The sequence below is a fragment of the bacterium genome, assembly GCA_016703265.1.
Lineage (GTDB): Bacteria > Krumholzibacteriota > Krumholzibacteriia > LZORAL124-64-63 > LZORAL124-64-63 > CAINDZ01.
On the sequence record JADJCK010000006.1, the window covers coordinates 473,048 to 492,052 of the forward strand.

Sequence of the window (19,005 nt, forward strand, 5' to 3'; positions counted from 1 at the left end):
ACCGATGGTGCGCGCCCGGGCTACTCGCCCGCGCCCGCCTCCAGTTCGGCCTCCATCTGCAGCGCCATCTCGGCCGCGGCCGCCTGGGCCAGCTCGTGGTCGTGGATGCCGCGGATGATGCGATCATCCTCCTCGGCGGGCTCCTGCACCGTCAGGTGCTTGAAGTCGACGAGGCCGGTGCCCGCCGAGATCAGGTGGCCCATGATCACGTTCTCCTTCAGGCTGCGCAGTTCGTCACGCTTGCCGCGCGTGGCGGCGTCGGTCAGCACCCGGGTGGTCTCCTGGAAGCTGGCCGCGCTGATGAAGGAGTCGGTCGTCAGGCTCGCCTTGGTGATGCCCAGCAGCAGCGGTTCGAACACGACCTGCTCCAGCTCGGGCTCGCCCTTGGCGCGCAGTTCGAGGTTCTTCCGCGCCGTCTTCTTGTTGTACTCCTCCACGTCCTGCTTGGAGACCTGCTCGTCCTCGAGGAACGGCGAGTCGCCCGGATTCAGGATGAGCACCTTCCGCAGCATGCGCGAAACGATGATCTCGATGTGCTTGTCGTTGATCTTCACACCCTGCAGGCGGTAGACCTCCTGCACGGCGTTCACCAGGTACTTCTGCACCTCGGCCACGCCCTTGATGGACAGGATATCCATCGGGTTGATCGGGCCTTCGGTCAGCCGGTCGCCGGCCAGCACATGCTCACCCTCGTAGGTGCGCACGTGGCGGCCGTGCGGGATGGTGTATTCCTTCTCCACCCCGTGCTCGCCCACGACGGCGATCTTGCGCTGGCCGCGCGTGGTACCCCGGAACTCGACGATGCCGTCGATCTCCGTCACCGTCGCGCAGTCGCGCGGCTTGCGGGCCTCGAACAGCTCGGCCACGCGCGGCAGGCCGCCCGTGATATCGCCGGACTGCGAGACTTCGCGCGGGATCTTGGCCAGCTGCGTACCGGAGCCCACCGTCTCGCCGTCCTGCACCAGCAGGAAGGCGCCGGTCGGCAGGATGTACTCGGCCATCTTCTTGCCGGTCTTGGCGTTCATGACCTGGATCGCCGGGTGCACGCTCTTGTCGGCGCTCTCCACGATGACCGGCTGCTTCATGCGGGTCTTCTCGTCCAGGTCGACGCTGAGGGTCAGGCCCTCGACGATACCGCTGTACGAGACGATACCCTGGCTCTCCGAGAGGATGAAGTCGGCGAACGGATCCCACTCGAAGATGGGGTCGCCGACCTTGACCTTCTCGCCGTCCTTGACGCGCACCACGGCGCCGTAGGGCACCGTCATCTGGCTGCGCGTGATGCCCGTGTCGAGCACCAGGGCGATCTCGCCCTTGCGGCCGATCGAGACATGCTCACCACTGTCGTTCTTGACCAGGACGACTTCGTCGTTGAACACGATCTTGCCGTTGGCCGCAGCCTGCTTGACGGTCTGCTCGACGATACGGCTGGCCGTACCACCGATGTGGAACGTCCGCAGCGTCAGCTGCGTGCCGGGCTCGCCGATGGACTGCGCCGCGATGACGCCGACCGGCTCGCCGATGTCGACGAGCTTGTTCTCCGACAGGTGGTAGCCGTAGCACAGGGCGCAGATGCCGTGGCGGGACTCGCAGGAGAGCACCGACCGCATCAGCACGCTCTGGATCCCGGACTCCTCGATCAGGTTGGCAAGGTCGCGGTTGATGACCGCGCCCGCCTCGGCGATCAGGGCGCCGGCGCCGTCGATGATGTCCTCGGCGGCGGTACGGCCGACGATGCGCTCGGCCAGGCCCTCGATCGTCTTCTCGCCTTCCTTCAGCGCCGAGATCTCGACACCGCGCAGCGTGCCGCAATCGGGCGTCGTGACGACGATATCCTGGGCCACGTCGACCAGGCGGCGCGTCAGGTAACCGGCGTCGGCGGTCTTGAGCGCCGTGTCGGCCAGGCCCTTGCGGGCGCCGTGCGTCGAGATGAAGTACTCCAGCATCGTCAGGCCCTCGCGGAAGTTCGCGATGATGGGCTGCTCGATGATTTCACCGAAGCCACCGGTGATCTTCTTCTGCGGCTTCGCCATCAGTCCGCGCATGCCGGCCAGCTGCTTGATCTGGTCGGCCGAGCCTCGCGCACCGGAGGCGTTCATCATGTACACCGCATTGAAGCCCTGGTCGTCGGTGCTCAAGTGCTCGAACATGCGGTCGCGGACCTCGTTGGTCACCTGCGTCCACTTGTCGATCACCTTGTTGTAACGCTCGCGGTTCGTGATCACGCCGTCGCGGTGATCACGCACGTAGCCGTCGACGATCTTCTGCGCCGCGGCGATGATCTCGCCCTTCTCGGGCGGGATGATGATGTCGTCGATGCCGATCGAGATGCCGCCCTCGGTCGCGTGGTGGAAGCCCAGCTCCTTGAGGTTGTCCAGGAAGTTCATGCACGCGGTCGTGCCCAGGCGCTGGTGCACCTCGCCGACGATCCGCGCCAGGTCCTTCTTGTTGACCGGCTTGTTCACGTAGTCCAGCTCGGTCGGCAGGATCTCGTTGAACATGACCCGGCCGATGGTCGTCTCGATGGTGCCGCGCTTGCCGCCGAAGCGGATCTTCACCAGCGCGTGCTTGTCGATCAGCTTGGCCTCGTAGGCCGAGTGCACGTCCGCCACATCGGCGAACAGCTTGCCCTCGCCCTTGGCGCCCGGGCGCACCATGGTCAGGTAGTAGCAGCCCAGCACCATGTCCTGGCTGGGCGAGGCCACCGGTTCACCGCTCGCCGGCGAGAGGATGTTCAGCGGCGACAGCATCAGCAGGCGCGCCTCGAGCTGGGCTTCGTAGCCCAGCGGCACGTGCACGGCCATCTGGTCACCGTCGAAGTCGGCGTTGAACGCCGTACAGACCAGCGGGTGGATGCGGATGGCCTTGCCCTCGATCAGCACCGGCTCGAAGGCCTGGATACCCAGGCGGTGCAGCGTCGGGGCGCGGTTCAGCAGCACCGGGTGGTCCTTGATGATCTCCTCGAGGATGTCCCAGACCTCGGGGCGCTCCTGCTCGACGAGCTTCTTGGCGCTCTTGACGGTCTGGACGTAGCCCTTCTCCTCCAGCATGCGGATGATGAAGGGCTTGAACAGCTCGAGGGCCATGCTCTTGGGCAGGCCGCACTGGTACAGCTTCAGCTCGGGACCGACGACGATCACCGAACGGCCGGAATAGTCGACGCGCTTGCCCAGCAGGTTCTGCCGGAAACGGCCCTTCTTGCCCTTGATCATGTCCGAGAGCGACTTCAGGGGCCGGTTGCCCTGGCCCTTGACCGCGCGCGAGCGGCGGCCGTTGTCGAACAGGGCGTCGACGGCCTCCTGCAGCATGCGCTTCTCGTTGCGCAGGATCACGCCCGGCGCCTTGATCTCGATCAGCTTCTTCAACCGGTTGTTCCGGTTGATGACGCGACGGTAGAGGTCATTGAGGTCCGAGGTCGCGAACCGGCCGCCGTCCAGGGGCACGAGCGGGCGCAGGTCCGGCGGCAGCACGGGCACGCAATCGAGGATCATCCACTCGGGCTTGTTCTCGCTCTGGATGAACGCGTCGATGATCTTCAGGCGCTTGAGCATCGCCTTCTTGCGCTGCACCGACGTCTCGGTCTTCACCTCGGCGCGCAGCTGGCGGTTCAGCTCTTCCAGGTTCGGGCCGGCCAGCAGCTTGCGGATGGCCTCGGCGCCCGTTTCCATGGTGCAGTTCCAGTCGGGGTGCTCTTCCTTGTGCTCCCACCATTCCTCGTCGCTCAGCACGTCGCCGATCTGCAGCTCGGTGTTACCCGGGTTGATGACGACGCTCGACTCGTAGTACAGGATCCGCTCGAGGTCCTTCACCTTCATCGACAGCAGCTGGCCGATGCGGCTGGGCAGGCCCTTGAAGAACCAGATGTGGGCGATGGGCACGGCCAGCTCGATGTGGCCCAGCCGCTCGCGGCGCACCTTCGACTGCGTCACTTCCACGCCGCACTTGTCGCAGACCATGCCCCGGAAGCGGATGCGCTTGTACTTGCCGCAATTGCATTCCCAGTCCTTCACGGGACCGAAGATGCGCTCGCAGAACAAGCCGTCCTTCTCGGGCTTGAATGTGCGGTAGTTGATCGTCTCCGGCTTGGTGACCTCGCCATAGCTCCAGGCGCGGATCTTGTCCGGGGACGCCAGCTGGATCTTGATCGCGCTGCAGTCCGCGCTCTTGCGGTTCTCTTCACGGAAAGTCTGGCCGAGCATGTATCTTCCTCCTGGCCGCCCCGTGGGGGCCGGCCGGAATCACGGACCTTTACTGCGGGCTGGAAGGTGGCGCCCCTTCGGCGGCCACCCCCACGGCGTCCCCTAGACCGCGTCCTCGAGCGTCACGTCGAGGCACAGGCTCTGCAGCTCGCGCATCAACACGTTGAACGACTCGGGGATGCCCGGCTCGGGCGGATTCTCGCCCTTGACGATCGCCTCGTAGATGCGCGAACGACCGGTCACGTCGTCGGACTTGACCGTCAGCATCTCCTGCAGGCAGTTCGCCGCGCCGTAGGCCTCGAGGGCCCAGACTTCCATTTCTCCGAAGCGCTGTCCGCCGAACTGCGCCTTGCCACCCAGCGGCTGCTGGGTGACCAGGCTGTACGGCCCGATCGACCGGGCGTGAATCTTCTCTTCGACCAGGTGATGCAGCTTCAGGATGTACATGATCCCGACCGTCACCTGCTTGTCGAACCGCTCGCCCGTGCGACCATCGTAGAGCGTGCTCTTGCCGCTCGGGTCGAGGCCTTCCTCGACCAGGCCGGCCTTGATCTCCTCGATCGACGCGCCGTCGAACACCGGGGTCATGGCGCGGATGCCCTTGGCGAACGCCGCGTAGCCCAGGTGCGTCTCGAGGATCTGCCCGAGGTTCATACGGCTGGGCACGCCCAGCGGGTTCAGCACGATGTCCATCGGCGTGCCGTCGGCCAGGTAGGGCATGTCCTCCTCGGCCATGATCTTCGACACGACGCCCTTGTTGCCGTGGCGGCCGGCCATCTTGTCGCCGACCGACAGCTTGCGCTTACGGGCAACGTAGACCTTGACCAGCTTGACCACGCCGGGCGGCAGCTCGTCGCCGCGCAGGGCACGCTCGACGTTCTTCTCGTACTCGACATCGATGCGCTCGCGCTCGCGCGCGGCCGCCTCGAACACCGAGCGGATGCGGGCATCCTGCTTCTCGTCCTTGACCAGCGGCAGGCCCCAGTGGATGGTCGCGAGGTCCATCTCCTCGATGACCTGCCCGGTCAGCTTGCGCCCGGACTTGACCAGCACCTCGCCCGTGTTGGCGTCGATGATGTGGTGCGCGGTCTCGCCGTTGAACAGCTCGCGCAGGCGCTCCTCGGCCACGGCGTTGACCTTGCCGCGGTCGCGGTCGCGCCGGCGCCGCAGCGCATCCATCTGGCGCTTCTCTTCCTTCTTGGAGCGGGTGTTGCGGTCCTGGCGGCTGAACACGCTCACGTCGACCACGATCCCGTCCATGCCCGGGGGCGCCTTCAGCGAGGCGTCCTTCACGTCGCCCGCCTTCTCGCCGAAGATGGCCCGCAGCAGCTTCTCTTCCGGGCTCAGCTCGGTCTCGCCCTTGGGCGTGACCTTGCCGACCATGATGTCGCCCGGACGCACGCGCGCGCCGGGATAGATGACGCCGTCCTCGTCGAGGTTCTTCAGCGCCTCTTCACCCACGTTCGGGATCTCGCGGGTCACTTCCTCGACGCCGCGCTTGGTGTCGCGGACCTGCAGCTCGAATTCCTCGATGTGCAGCGAGGTGAAGGTGTCCTCCTTCACCGCGCGCTCGGACACCAGGATGGCGTCCTCGAAGTTGTAGCCGCCCCAGGGCATGAACGCGACCAGCAGGTTGCGGCCCAGGGCCAGCTCGCCCTGGCTCGTGCTCGGGCCGTCGGCGATCGGCTGTCCGGCCGTCACGCGATCGCCCGGGCGCACCAGGGGCTTCTGGTTGTAGCAGGTGTCCTGGTTCGAGCGCCGGAACTTCCGCAGCTTGTACTCGACCACGCCGTTGGCGTCGAAGAAGCTGCCCGAGCGCACCTGGTCCGGGTCGTCGTACTTGATGACGATGGCGTCGGCGGTGGCCGCCTCGACCACGCCCGCCGACTCGGCCACCACGACGGCGCCCGAATCGATGGCCACCTTCTTCTCCATGCCCGTGCCGACGATCGGCGCGTCCGTCCGCAGCAGCGGCACGGCCTGGCGCTGCATGTTGCAGCCCATCAGCGCGCGGTTGGCGTCGTCATGCTCGAGGAACGGGATCAGCGAGGCCGCCGCCGAAACGATCTGCTTCGGCGAGACGTCCATGTAGTCCAGCTCTTCGGGCTTGGCCATCGGGTACTCGCCCCGGAACCGCGCCAGCACGCGCTTGGCCACGAAATGGCCGTTGTCGTCCATGTCGGCGTTGGCCTGCGCGATGGTGACCGTGTCCTCCTGGTCGGCGGTCAGGTACTCCGTCTTGAGGGTGACGAGGCCCTTCTCCACGCGCCGGTACGGCGACTCGATGAAGCCGAAGCTGTTGATCCGCGCGTGCGTGGCCAAGCTGGCGATCAGGCCGATGTTCGGGCCTTCCGGCGTCTCGACCGGGCACATGCGCCCGTAATGCGTGTAGTGCACGTCGCGCACCTCGAAGCCGGCGCGGTCGCGATGCAGGCCGCCCGGCCCGAGCGCCGACAGGCGGCGCTTGTGCGTCAACTCGCTGAGCGGGTTCGTCTGGTCCATGAACTGGCTGAGCTGGCTGCTGCCGAAGAACGACTGGATGACCGCCGACACGGTGCGGGCATTGACCAGGTCCGCCGGGCTGAGCGGCTTCTCCTTGTCGGCCAGGTTCATGCGCTCCTTGATGATGCGCGCCATGCGGCTGAGGCCCACCGAGAACTGGTTGGCCAGCAGCTCACCCACCGAGCGGATGCGACGATTGCCGAAATGGTCGATGTCGTCGATCTCGCGCTTGCCCAGGAACAGGCCGATCATCTCGTGCGTGATCGCCAGGAAGTCGGCCGGCGTGAGCGTCGTGCACTTCGGGTCGACGTCCAGCGACAGGCGCCGGTTCATCTTGTAACGGCCCACCTCGGCCAGGTCGTAGCGCTTCTCATTGAAGAACAGGCGCTCGAACAGTGCCTTGGCGACCTCTTCGTTCGGGGGATCGCCCGGGCGCAGCAGGCTGTAGAAGCGACGCAGCGCCTCGTCCTGGGTGCGGCTGGGGTCCTTGCGCAGCGTGTTGAGGATCAGGCTGGGTTCGTTCAGGGTGACCTCGCCGGCCGCCACCAGCTTGAACTCCTTCACGCCGCTGTTCAGGATCGTCTCGCGCAGCAGCGCGTCGATGATCGCACCGGCCTTGGCGAACGGCTCTTCTTCGCCGTCGCGCGTCAGGTCGCCGGCCAGGATGCGGCCCTCGAGCGTCTCCTCGAGCTCCTGGTACTTCTTGGTGCCCGGCTTCGTGAGCTTGACCGTCTCGATCTCGTGGAAGAGGGAGATGATCTCCTCGTTCGTATGGAAACCCAGCGCGCGCAGCAGCATGGTGGCCGGCTGCTTGCGCTTGCGGTCGATATGCACGTACAGCAGGTTGTTGATGTCGGTGGTGAACTCGACCCACGAACCGCGGTACGGGATGATGCGCGCCCGGAACAGCCGGCGGCCGTTCGGGTGCGTCTCGTCGCTGAAGAACACGCCCGGCGAACGGTGCAGCTGCGAGACGATCACGCGCTCGGCACCGTTGATGAGGAAGGTGCCCTTGTCCGTGATCATCGGCAGTTCACCCAGGTAGACTTCCTGCTCCTGGATGTCGCGGATCATCATCTCGCCCGCGCCGCCCTCGTTCTCCTCCTTGACCACCAGGCGCAGCTTCACCTTCAGCGGTACGCTGAACGTCAGGCCGCGCTCCTGGCACTCGTCGATGCCGTATTTCGGCTCGCCGGTCTTGAAGCTGATGTACTCCATGATCAGGTTGCCGCGCGTGCTCTCGATGGGGAAGATCGTCTGGAAGACGCCTTCGATGCCCCGCATGTCGCGCTCTTCCTGCTTCGTCCCGACCTGCAGGAACTCGTTGTACGAGTCCAGCTGGACGGCCAGCAGGTTCGGCATCGATTCGTCGTGCAGGATCTTGGAGTAGTTGAGGCGTCCGGTGAACTTATCGACGGAGGGTTTTCTCACTGGGCCACTTCCTCGGAAGAAGGGTCGGCGCCCCCTCGCTCGGCCTTTGGCCCGGGGCTGCCGTTTTGACTGTCGCCGCTGGCGCCCACCCGGCGGTGGCCGGCGCCTCGCTCCTTCGGCGGTGCCCCGATCGCGGCGTCGACGGCACGCCGGACAGGGGCCGCAAGGGGCGGCCTCACAGGGAAGCCGCCCCGACTGCGGATCGCGCCTACTTCAGGTCGATGATCGCACCGACTTCTTCCAGCTTGGCCTTCAGGGCCTCGGCCTCGGCCTTGGTGCAGCCGTCCTTCACCGTGGCGGGCGCACCCTCGACCAGGTCCTTGGCTTCCTTCAGGCCCAGGCCGGTGATGGCCCGGACTTCCTTGATGACCTGGATCTTCTTGTCGCCGGCAGCGGTCAGCACGACGGTGAACTCGTCCTTGACCTCTTCCACGACGGCGGCGGCAGCCGGGCCGGCCATCATCGTGGGGGCGGCGGCGCTGACACCGAACTTCTCTTCCATGGCCTTCACCAGGTCGGCGGCCTCGAGGATGGTCATGCTCGAGATCAGGTCCAGGACCTTGGCGGCGTTTTCGCTCAGGTTGCTCATGTCTGTCGTTCTCCTTGCAGGACGGAACCGGCGGTTCCGGGTTTGTCTGGTTTTTCTCGGGACGCGACGGCCGTTCAGGCGGGGCGCCCCACTCTCTCGACTCGGACCCGCGGTCAGGCGGCCTTCTGCTTCGCCACGGCGTCGATGGCGCGGCACAGCGATGCGGCGACACCGTTGGTCACCACAGCGAGGCCACGGGCCGGCGCGTTGACGCTGCCCATCATCATGGACAGCAGCTGTTCGCGACTCGGCACCTTCGACAGGGCTACCACCTGTTCGGGGGTGAGGAACCGGCCATCGACGAAACCGCCCTTGATCTTCAGCTTCTCGTTCTCCTTCGAGAACTCGACAGCGATGCGGGCGGCCTCGACCTGGCTTTCCATGCCGAACAGGACGGCCGTCGGACCCTTCAGGTGCTCCGACAAGTCGCCCATGCCGTGCTTCGTGGCGGCGATGCGTGCGAGGCGATTCTTCACCACGCGGCAATCGACACCCTTGGCGCGGCAGTTGCGGCGGAAGGCCGTCATCGCCAGAACGGGAATACCGGTGTAGTCCGTGAAGACCATGCACTCGGCATTCTTCATCCGTTCGGAGATGGCCTCGACCTCATTGATTTTCTCGGGACGTGCCATCAGGCAACTCTCCTTCATCTATCAACCGTACGAGCCGGACGGGGCCGACGGACCACGCATGGTCCGTGCGGACGGGCCCGCCTAGCTGATGCTGCTCTGCTCGACGCGGATGGACGGCGACATCGTGCCGGACACGAAGACCGACTTGACGTAGACGCCCTTGACCGCCGCCGGACGGACACGCTGCAGCTCGTGGAAGAGCGTGCGGGCGTTCTCCGTCAGCTTGACCGGACCAAAGGAACGCTTGCCCAGCGGCGCATGCACGATACCGGCCTTGTCGACGCGGTACTCGATGCGGCCGGCCTTCGCTTCCTTGACGGCCTTGGCGATATCCATGGTGACGGTTCCGACCTTCGGGTTCGGCATGAGCCCGCGGGGACCGAGGACCCGGCCCAGCTTGCCCAGCTCACCCATCATGTCGGGGGTCGCGATGATGACGTCGACGTCAGTCCAGCCTTCCTTGATCTTGGGCAGGAACTCGTCCGCCCCGACCATGTCGGCGCCTGCGTCAGCGGCTTCCTTCTCCTTGGGACCGCGAGTGATCACGAGGACCCTCACGGTCTTGCCGGTGCCGTTGGGCAGGACCACGGTGCCGCGGACCATCTGGTCGGCGTGCCGCGGATTGACGTTCAGACGCACGGCGACATCGACCGTCTCGTCGAACTTGGACTTGGGCATCGAGTCGAGCAACAGCATCGCCTCGTCAATCGAGTACGTTTTGCTGCGATCGACCAGCTCCCGGCCCGTGCGGTAGGATTTTCCGTGCTTCATTACGTGGATCGCTCCCGTTGACTGTGATGATTCGAAGCGGGATTCCTTCGCGGCGGCTGCCGTCCAGGGTCCCAGTTTCTCCGGTGCCGGCTCCGCAAGCGGTCCGGCGCCGTGTTCGCAGTCCGGGGACTAGACCACTTCCAGCCCCATGCTACGAGCGGTGCCGGCGATGATCTTCATCGCGGCCTCGGGCGATCCGGCGTTCAGGTCCTCCATCTTCATGGCAGCGATGTCGCGCAACTGGGCACGCGTAATCTTGCCGAGGGGTTCCCTGCCGGGCTTGTGGCTGCCTGAGGTCAGGCCCAGGGCCTTCTTGATGAGAACCGAGGCCGGAGGGGTCTTCGTGATGAAGCTGAAGCTCCGATCGGAGAACACGGTGATGACCACCGGGATCACCAGACCCATCTGTTCCTTGGTCCGCTCGTTGAAGGCGCTGCAGAATTCCATGATGTTCAGGCCGTGCTGACCCAACGCCGGTCCCACGGGGGGCGCCGGATTGGCCAGGCCTGCCTTGATCTGCAGCTTGACCTGCGTTACGACTTTCTTGGCCATGCTTGGTCACTCCTTGAACAATCCGTCCTGATTCCAGGACCGGGCACCGCCGGCTTCGTGATCCCGTGCAGCAGGGTCCACACCTGCCGCCCGGCGTTGATCGCCGCCGAGCCCTCTTCTATGGTCCGCCCCGCCTGAGAGAAACGGGAACGGTGACGGCCGCCAGGTCCAGACAAAACCCGCGACCGCCCGACTTCGACGGAGCTCAGACAGGCTTGACCTGCAGGAAATCGAGCTCCACCGGGGTCTCCGAGCCGAAAATCGAGATCATCACCTTGAGCTTGCCCTTGTCGTGATTGATCTCGTTGATCACGCCGATCCACTCCGTGAACGGGCCGTCCATGACCTGGACGCTGTCGCCCACGTCGTACGGAATGTCGACGGTCGTCCGGGCCTCGTCCGGGGTCGAGATGCGACCGAGGATACGGTCGACCTCTTCCCGCGAGATGGGCTCGGGCTTGAGCAGCGTGCCGCCGATGAAGCGCGTCACGCCCGGGATGCTGTTGATGAAGTGCTGGGACTCCTTGTCCATGACCATCTCGACGAGGATGTAGCTCGGGAAATACTTGCGCTTCACGGTCGAGCGCTTCCCGTTCTTCATCTCGGTGACGTCCTGCGTCGCGACCAGCACTTCGCCGAAGTACTCTTCCATGTGGTTCGACTTCACGGCCATTTCGATGTTGCGCTTGACCTTGTTCTCATGGCCGGTGTTCGCGTGGATGACGTACCACTTCATCTTCCCGCGACGTTCGATCTCAGCCTGGTCGTCGGCACTGATCGGCAGGTCGACCGCGTCGAGCAGTTCGTCCTCGGCCGTCCGCGTCCGCGTGGACGCCGGCTCGGCGGCCGGCTCCGGCGCGGAGTAGTCCTCTTCCGGCAGATCCAGGAACAGGGACTCGGCGTCCGTGGCCTTCGGCTTGCTGTCGCCGCTGCGATCATCGTTGTCGAACACGACCGGCTCCAATCGGCTTCATCGAACCGGGGCGCAAGCACCCCCGGGCGTCCATTCCCGGCACCTCGACGCGCAGACACCCCAAAAACGGGACAACTGTCCCATCTCAGGGGCTGGGTCGGGCAGGGCCCGGTACTGCTTTCCCCGTCATCCCAGGGACTTGATGATCCCCTTGACGCCGAGATCCAGCGCCTTGTCCACGAAAAACAGGAAGATCGTGATGACAGTCACGGTGACCAGCACCACGATCGTCGATTCCTTCAGCTCCAGCTTCCCGGGCCAGGAGACACGCTTCATTTCCTGCGCAGTTTCCCGCAGGTACTGTGAGACGCGCGCGACCATACTAGGACCTTCCTGACGGCGCCCCGGGGCGTTGGCACCCAGTCGGGACGACTACGGTATCGCTGGCAGGGGCGGCAGGATTCGAACCCGCGACCCTCGGTTTTGGAGACCGATGCTCTACCAACTGAGCTACACCCCTGCGAAACCCGACCGGAGCCGGCGCCCACCAGGATGGGCAACGGCTCCGGCATCTGCCAACCCGACTAGCGGGTCTCCTTGTGATCCGTGTGCTTGCCGCACTTGGGGCAGAACTTCTTGTACTGCACCCGGTCCGGATGGAGCCGCTTGTTCTTCTTCGTCGTGTAGTTCCTCATCTTGCACTCGGTGCAAGCGAGGGTGATGATGTCACGCATGCGATCCTGCTCTCCGGCCGACGGCCATGGACTGCTTCAGCAGCCCCGTACTACTTGAAGATCTTCGCGACGACGCCGGCGCCCACCGTACGACCACCCTCGCGGATGGCGAAACGAAGGCCCTCTTCCATCGCGATCGGCGTGTGCAAGTCCACCACGACCTTGATGTTGTCGCCGGGCATGACCATCTCCACGCCCTCGGGCAGCTCGGTGTTGCCCGTCACGTCCGTCGTCCGGAAGTAGAACTGCGGACGGTAACCCGTGAAGAACGGAGTGTGGCGGCCACCCTCCTCCTTCGTCAGGATGTAGACCTCGGCCTCGAACTTCGTGTGAGGCGTCACCGAGCCCGGCTTGCAGATGACCATGCCGCGCTCGACGTCTTCCTTCTTCATGCCGCGAAGCAGAAGACCCACGTTGTCGCCGGCCTGGCCCTCGTCCAGGATCTTCCGGAACATCTCAACGCCCGTGCACACCGTGTTCTGCGTGTCACGGATGCCCACCAGCTCGATCTTCTCGCCGGTCTTCACCATGCCGCGCTCGATACGACCGGTCGCCACCGTGCCACGGCCCGAGATGGAGAACACGTCCTCCACCGGCATCAGGAACGGCTTGTCCAGCTGACGCTGCGGCAGCGGAATGTAGCTGTCCAGGGCGTCGATCAGGTTGAAGATGCACTTGGCCTCTTCGCTGTCCGCGTCGCCGCTCTCCAGCGCCTTCAGCGCGCTGCCGCGGATGATCGGCGTCTTGTCGCCGGGGAATTCGTACTTGTCCAGCAGCTCGCGGATCTCGAGCTCCACCAGCTCCAGCAGCTCCTCGTCGTCCACCATGTCCACCTTGTTCAGGAAGACGATGATGTACGGCACGCCCACCTGACGGGCCAGCAGGATGTGCTCGCGCGTCTGGGGCATGGGGCCGTCACTGGCCGAAACCACCAGCACCGCGCCGTCCATCTGCGCCGCGCCCGTGATCATGTTCTTCACATAGTCGGCGTGGCCCGGGCAGTCGACGTGCGCGTAGTGGCGCGTCTTGCTCTGGTACTCCACGTGAGCGGTCGCGATCGTGATGCCGCGCTCGCGCTCTTCCGGAGCCTTGTCGATCTGGTCGAACGGCACGTAGTCGGCCAGACCCTTCTTCGAGAGGATCTCCGTGATCGCCGCCGTCAGCGTCGTCTTGCCATGGTCCACGTGGCCGATCGTGCCGACGTTAACGTGGTCCTTCGTGCGTTCGAATTTTGCGCGTGCCATCAGCGGCTTCCTCCCATGAAAGGTTCGGCGGGGATCCGTCGTCTCAGACGAACTGCCGCCGATCCAACAAACGTGTCACACGACCCTGCGAAAGAACTGGAGCCCACGAGCAGAATTGAACTGCTGACCGCTTGCTTACCATGCAAGTGCTCTACCGCCTGAGCTACGTGGGCTCCGAGACGTTGCCGGATCTCTGCCGGCCCGCGACTACGGAACTTCCGCCGGCCGCGGCCCGCGCCCCTTCGCGCACTGCGTGCGCAGGAAGGATGGCGCCGTCTCCGCGGCCTGCACCAAGCTTCTGGAGCGGGAAACGGGGTTCGAACCCGCGACCCTCAGCTTGGAAGGCTGATGCTCTGCCAACTGAGCTATTCCCGCTCCGAACCGTCGGCCATCAACCGGTGGCCGGCACCCTGGCCGACCCATCTATCGTGGTGGGGGGGGGAGGATTCGAACCTCCGAAGGCGTACGCCGACAGATTTACAGTCTGTTCCCTTTGGCCGCTCGGGAACCCCCCCAGAACCACCTCAAAAAAGCGAAACCGTGTCCCCGAAGCGAATCATGACCAAGCGCACTACAAGTCCAAGCGCACCGCAGCCGTTCCGGTCCCGGCCAACCCGCGGCGCTCGACGAGAGCCTGGAGCTGGCGAGAGGACTTGAACCCCCAACCGCCTCATTACAAGTGAGGTGCTCTACCAGTTGAGCTACGCCAGCCCGACTGTCAGCCAAAGATCGGCCCGAGCCCCTTGTGCCCGCACCTTGCCGGCACGTCAATCAATCCACAGGTCTCTGACCTGCCAGACGTGTCCGAACAGACCGGCGCGGACCGGGACGGACCTGGACCGATTCGGGTGCGGGAATATATAACGCGCTGCAAATCGTTGTCAAGAAAATGCCCGGCCGGGTGCGGCCTCGGCCGGCAGTCGGGCCGCGCGGCAGAGGTCGTCCACCAGGGCCGCGAAACCGATCCCCACCGCGGCGGCGGCCTTCGGCACCAGGCTGGTGGCCGTCATGCCCGGTATCGTGTTGATTTCCAGGCAGTAATAGGCGTCGCCGTCGAGCCGGAAGTCGATGCGGGACATCCCCCGGCACCCGGCCAGTTCGTACAGGCGCAGGGCGTCGCCCACGATCTGCTCGTAAACCGGCGAATGGACCGGGGCCGGCACCAGGTAATCGCTGGCGCCGGAGGTGTATTTGTTGCGGTAGTCGTAGAACCCCTCGCGCGGCCGGATCTCGAGCAGCGGCAGGCGCCTGCCGAGCAGGATCGCCGCCGTAAGTTCGCGCCCGGGAATGTACTTCTCCACCAGGACCTCGACCAGGCAGGTGCCGCCGGCGGCCGCCACGCGCTCGAAGGCGCCGGTGAAATCGGCCGATTTCGCGACGATCTCCACCCCGACCGAACTGCCCCCGGTGTTCAGCTTGACCACGGCCGGGAACCCGATTTCCGCCAACACCCGCTCGTGGATGCGCTCAAGGGTGAGGTCGGGCTCTGCGGCAGCCCCCGAACCGGGGATGGTGACCTGCGGCGCGGCCCCCGGCCGGCAGTTCCAGGTCACCTGCAGCCAGTCGGGCGTGGGGATGCCGGCTGAGCGCATCAGGCGCTTGGTCAGGCCCTTGTCCATGGCCAGGGCGCTGGCGCCGGGCCCCGACAGGGCGTAGCTGTAGCCGAGCACCTCGAGCAGCGCCTGCAGGTGGCCGTCCTCGCCGTCGCCGCCGTGCAGCGCCGGGAAGACCACATCGACGCCCTGCAACGCCTCGCAGCCGATGACGGCCGCCACGCTGGCGATCTCGACCTCGACCACATCGTGCCCGGCCTCGCGCAGCCCCTGGGCCACCGCCTGGCCGGAGCGCAGCGAGACCTCGCGCTCGGAGGAGTCCCCGCCCATCAATACCGCCACTCGCATCGGTCCCGACCTCCCGCCGCGTTTCAGGCCTGCGCCGCGCGGCTCAACAGTGCAACCGCCTGCACGGTCATGCATTCGCCCCGGCCTTCGGGGCCCATTCCTTCCCCGCGTGTCCCCTTGACCGAGACCTGCGCCGGGGTCACGCCCAGCGCCGTGGCCAGCCGGGCCGCCATGGCCCCGGCCGCCGGTGCCATCATCGGCTGCTCGGTGATGACCGTCGCGTCGACGTTCCCCACCTGCCAGCCGGCCGCCTCGACCAGCGCGCGCACCTGCGTTAACAACTCGAGGCTGTCGGCGCCCGCCCAGCGCGGGTCGGTATCGGGAAAATGCCGCCCGATGTCGCCCAGGCCCGCCGCACCCAGCAGCGCGTCGGCCAGTGCATGGCACAGCGCATCGCCGTCGGAGTGCCCCAGCGGACCCACCGGGCAGTCGGGGAATTCGACCCCGCCCAGCACGCAGCGGCGCCCCGGCACCAGCCGATGGCGATCCCAGCCCTGCCCGATGCGGAACATGCGCCTCCCGAAGGTCGTCTGGACATGATGGAGTTCCGGACACGATCAGTCGAAGACCTCGGCCTCCGCCAGCGACCGGCCCGCCCGGTCCTTGTCCGACAGCACCGTCTCCACGCCCGGCACCAGCGGCCAGTCGATGCCGACCGCCGGGTCGTCCCAGCGCAGCGCGCGCTCGTGCTCGGGAGCGTAGTAGTCGGTGCACTTGTAAACGAACTCGGCCATTTCACTCAACACGTAAAACGCATGGCCGAATCCGGGCGGCACCCAGAACTGGCGATGGTTGTCGGCCGAGAGCTCCACACCTGTCCAGCGGCCGAAGTGAGTTGAGTGCCGCCGCAGGTCCACCGCCACGTCGAACACGCGCCCGCTGATGACCCGCACGAGCTTGCCCTGCGGCTGCTTCACCTGGTAGTGGATGCCGCGCAGCACGCCCTGCCGGGAGCTGCTCTGGTTGTCCTGCACGAACGGCAGCGTGATGCCGGCCTTCGTGAACACGTCGGCGCGCCACGTCTCCAGGAAATAGCCGCGGTGGTCGCCGAACACGCGTGGCTCGAAGACCAGCACGCCCGGCAGCGCCGTTTCCATCACGTTCATCGCCGCTCCTCGGGCAGGCGCAGCAGGTAGCCGCCGTAGCCGCTGTTGCGCAGGGGAGCGGCCAGGGCGCGCAGCTGCGCATCGTCGATGAAGCCCATGCGCCAGGCGATCTCCTCGGGGCAGGCGATCTTGAAGCTCTGCCGATCCTCGATCACGCGGATGAACTGCCCGGCGTCGAGCAGCGACTGGTGCGTGCCGGTGTCGAGCCACGCGGCGCCGCGGCCGAGGATTTCCACGTTGAGGTCGCCGCGCTCGAGGTACGCGCGGATCACGTCTGCGATTTCCAGCTCGCCGCGCGCTGAAGGCTTGATCGCCCGCGCGATGCCCACCACGTCACGATCGAAGAAGTACAGCCCCGTTGCCGCGATGTTCGACTTCGGCTGCTTCGGCTTTTCCTCGACCCCGACGGCGCGCCCGTCAGGGCCCACCTCGATGACGCCGTAGCGCTCGGGGTCGCTGACCGTGTAGCCGAAGATGGTGCCACCGCTCTCCTGCTGTGCCACCCGCTGCAGCCGCTTCGAGAGGCCTTCGGCATAGAAGATGTTGTCGCCCAGGATCAGGCACGCCGGCCCGCCGTCCAGGAACTCCTCCGCCAGCAGGAACGCCTGCGCCAGCCCGTCGGGCGTCGGCTGCACGGTGTACTCGAGGCGCAATCCCCAGCGCCGGCCGTCGCCCAGCAGCTTGCGGAACGAGGGCTGGTCCTCCGGCGTGGTGATGATGAGGATGTCGCGGATCCCCGCCAGCATCAGCGTCGACAGCGGGTAGTAGATCATCGGCTTGTCGTAGACGGGCATCAGCTGCTTGCTCACCGTGAGGGTGAGCGGATGCAGGCGGCTGCCGGTTCCGCCGGCCAGGATGATGCCTTTGAAGGGGGTGGTGGACACGGGGATGGGTCCTCGGGGCTGGGGGCCTGGGGCTCGTGGATCTCGGGACCGGGAGTCGGTTGCCGGGAGGATAGTACAGGCGGGGCGGTCTGGCGCGGGAAATCGCGCAGTGGGGTCGTCGGGGGTGGCCGGGCGTGCGCCGGCGCACGCCCGACCCGGTGTGCGCCGGCGGACGGATCTGCGGCGGCGATGCGGCCCCGGCGCGCAGCCCTCGCTTCCGCCAGCCCCAAACCCCACGAATCGTGCTATCCTTGCCGCACCCATCATGAACGCCATGTCGAGGGATCCGCGCGAGGGAGCCGCGTGCCCGGCGGATAGCCCGAAAGGTGATGCCGACATGAAATCTCGCCCGCGCCCGATCGCCATCGCCCTGGTCGCCTCGCTGCTTGCGATCGCCGTCCCCGCGGCCGCGCAACCGGCGGCCGATGCCGACTGGGTCACCGGCTACCACCACGCCGGCGTGCAAGGTACCGTGTCGGCCATGTTGTCGCGCCCCGGCGAGGTGTTCGTGGGCGGGTCCATCCTCGCGGTGGGCGACGTCCCGGTGCGCAACGTGGCGCGCCTGGTGACGAACGACGGCGTCGTGACGGGCTGGTCGGCGCTGGGTGACGGGTTCGACGGCAGCGTGAAGGCGCTCGCCGAACACGACGGACAAGTCGTGGCCGCGGGATTCTTCCGGCACTCGGGGGCGACGAAACTGGAGCGCGTCGCCCGCTGGGACGGCGCCGCGTGGCAGCCGCTCGGCGAGGGGCTGCCCGGCGCGGGCGTGGGCTGCATGGCAAGCTTTGGCGGCGACCTGTATGCCGGCGCCTGGCGCTGGGACGGGAACGCCTGGAGCAACGCCCTGCAGACCGATGGCCCGGTGCGGACGCTGACGGTGCGCGACGGGCTGCTGTACGTGGGCGGCGACTTCACGACGGCGCGCGGGGACAGCGTCGCACATGTCTTCGCGTGGGACGGCGCGCAGGTCGTACCCCTCGGCGAGGGCTTGCCCGACGCGGTCACGGACGCTGTCGCGCCAAGCGACGGCGTCGTGTTCGCCACCGAGTCCGGGAACGTGGAACGCTGGGACGGCCAGGCCTGGACGAACGTGGCCCGGAATGCGGTTGTACACTCCCTGGCCGCGCATGGTTCCGGGCTCGTCGTCAGCAGGTGGTTCCGCGTGAGCGGATCGTACTGGCTCCCGGCGACCAGCGCGTTCGACGCCGGCGCCTGGTCGAACATCGGCGGCTTCATCTCCGAGGCGATGGTCGAGCACGAGGGCCGCCTGCTGGCCCAGGTCGCGGACGGCACGACCGGTGGGATCGTCTCGCCGGGCCTGGTCGCCTGGGACGGCGCGCAGCTGCAGGCGCCATTCGCGCCCAACGCCGGCTTCGACACCGGCTTCGGCGCGCTGCTTCCGATCGGCGGCGGCATCGTCGTCGGCGGCGATTACCGCATCGCCCGCGGAGAGGCCTTCGACGGTATCGGCATCGCCTCGAGCTCGGCCTGGACGCCGCTCGGCGGCGTCAGCGACCTGGCGATGGGGCCCGGCGGCTCGTTCACGG

15 protein-coding genes and 5 tRNA genes are annotated in these 19,005 nt (G+C 66.5%); 1 reads left to right on the forward strand and 19 read right to left on the reverse strand.

What is annotated here, in order from left to right; translation table 11 throughout:
• Positions 1 to 20: 20 nt before the first annotated feature.
• The 19 genes from rpoC to rfbA form a co-directional block, all read right to left on the reverse strand.
• Entirely contained in the window at positions 21 to 4,199 is a 4,179-nt protein-coding gene (gene rpoC, locus IPG61_13870; protein ID MBK6735145.1) for a DNA-directed RNA polymerase subunit beta', read from the reverse strand.
• A 102-nt stretch (positions 4,200 to 4,301) separates the two neighbouring features.
• Positions 4,302 to 8,132, reverse strand: coding sequence for a DNA-directed RNA polymerase subunit beta (rpoB, locus tag IPG61_13875; protein MBK6735146.1), 3,831 nt, complete (start codon positions 8,130 to 8,132; stop codon positions 4,302 to 4,304).
• A 208-nt stretch (positions 8,133 to 8,340) separates the two neighbouring features.
• Positions 8,341 to 8,721 carry a 50S ribosomal protein L7/L12 gene (rplL, locus tag IPG61_13880; protein MBK6735147.1) on the reverse strand — a complete coding sequence of 127 codons (381 nt, stop codon included), beginning with the start codon at positions 8,719 to 8,721 and terminating at the stop codon, positions 8,341 to 8,343.
• A 113-nt stretch (positions 8,722 to 8,834) separates the two neighbouring features.
• Entirely contained in the window at positions 8,835 to 9,353 is a 519-nt protein-coding gene (gene rplJ, locus IPG61_13885) for a 50S ribosomal protein L10 (protein ID MBK6735148.1), read from the reverse strand.
• 81 nt (positions 9,354 to 9,434) lie between these two features.
• Entirely contained in the window at positions 9,435 to 10,124 is a 690-nt protein-coding gene (locus tag IPG61_13890) for a 50S ribosomal protein L1 (GenBank protein MBK6735149.1), read from the reverse strand.
• A 129-nt stretch (positions 10,125 to 10,253) separates the two neighbouring features.
• The gene (gene rplK / locus IPG61_13895) at positions 10,254 to 10,676 is read right to left on the reverse strand and encodes a 50S ribosomal protein L11 (GenBank protein ID MBK6735150.1); all 423 of its coding nucleotides are present in this window, start codon (positions 10,674 to 10,676) and stop codon (positions 10,254 to 10,256) included.
• A gap of 205 nt (positions 10,677 to 10,881) precedes the next feature.
• Entirely contained in the window at positions 10,882 to 11,628 is a 747-nt protein-coding gene (nusG, locus tag IPG61_13900) for a transcription termination/antitermination protein NusG (protein MBK6735151.1), read from the reverse strand.
• A 147-nt stretch (positions 11,629 to 11,775) separates the two neighbouring features.
• Positions 11,776 to 11,970 (reverse strand): preprotein translocase subunit SecE, encoded by a 195-nt coding sequence (gene secE / locus IPG61_13905; GenBank protein MBK6735152.1) that lies wholly within the window; start codon positions 11,968 to 11,970, stop codon positions 11,776 to 11,778.
• A 63-nt stretch (positions 11,971 to 12,033) separates the two neighbouring features.
• Positions 12,034 to 12,109: transfer RNA gene (locus IPG61_13910), tRNA-Trp, on the reverse strand.
• 64 nt (positions 12,110 to 12,173) lie between these two features.
• Complete coding sequence (gene rpmG / locus IPG61_13915) at positions 12,174 to 12,323, reverse strand: 50S ribosomal protein L33 (protein ID MBK6735153.1); 150 nt, start codon at positions 12,321 to 12,323, stop codon at positions 12,174 to 12,176.
• Between the two features lie 50 nt (positions 12,324 to 12,373).
• A complete protein-coding gene (gene tuf / locus IPG61_13920; protein ID MBK6735154.1) occupies positions 12,374 to 13,567 on the reverse strand; it encodes an elongation factor Tu in 1,194 nt (397 codons plus the stop codon).
• A gap of 97 nt (positions 13,568 to 13,664) precedes the next feature.
• Positions 13,665 to 13,740, reverse strand: a tRNA-Thr gene (locus IPG61_13925).
• 126 nt (positions 13,741 to 13,866) lie between these two features.
• Positions 13,867 to 13,942, reverse strand: a tRNA-Gly gene (locus tag IPG61_13930).
• 54 nt (positions 13,943 to 13,996) lie between these two features.
• A tRNA-Tyr gene (locus IPG61_13935) sits at positions 13,997 to 14,082 on the reverse strand.
• A gap of 120 nt (positions 14,083 to 14,202) precedes the next feature.
• Positions 14,203 to 14,278, reverse strand: a tRNA-Thr gene (locus IPG61_13940).
• 170 nt (positions 14,279 to 14,448) lie between these two features.
• A complete protein-coding gene (locus tag IPG61_13945) occupies positions 14,449 to 15,468 on the reverse strand; it encodes a D-alanine--D-alanine ligase (protein ID MBK6735155.1) in 1,020 nt (339 codons plus the stop codon).
• A 23-nt stretch (positions 15,469 to 15,491) separates the two neighbouring features.
• Positions 15,492 to 15,980: a 2-C-methyl-D-erythritol 2,4-cyclodiphosphate synthase gene (locus IPG61_13950; protein MBK6735156.1), complete on the reverse strand. Its 489-nt coding sequence runs from the start codon at positions 15,978 to 15,980 to the stop codon at positions 15,492 to 15,494.
• A 45-nt stretch (positions 15,981 to 16,025) separates the two neighbouring features.
• Positions 16,026 to 16,574: a dTDP-4-dehydrorhamnose 3,5-epimerase gene (gene rfbC / locus IPG61_13955; GenBank protein ID MBK6735157.1), complete on the reverse strand. Its 549-nt coding sequence runs from the start codon at positions 16,572 to 16,574 to the stop codon at positions 16,026 to 16,028.
• Positions 16,571 to 17,722 carry a glucose-1-phosphate thymidylyltransferase RfbA gene (gene rfbA / locus IPG61_13960; GenBank protein ID MBK6735158.1) on the reverse strand — a complete coding sequence of 384 codons (1,152 nt, stop codon included), beginning with the start codon at positions 17,720 to 17,722 and terminating at the stop codon, positions 16,571 to 16,573. The genes rfbC and rfbA overlap by 4 nt, the downstream gene beginning before the upstream one ends.
• A 73-nt stretch (positions 17,723 to 17,795) precedes the next feature.
• Here rfbA and IPG61_13965 point away from each other — a divergent pair.
• On the forward strand, positions 17,796 to 19,005 hold a 1,210-nt coding region (locus IPG61_13965), incomplete at its 3' end, for a hypothetical protein (GenBank protein MBK6735159.1).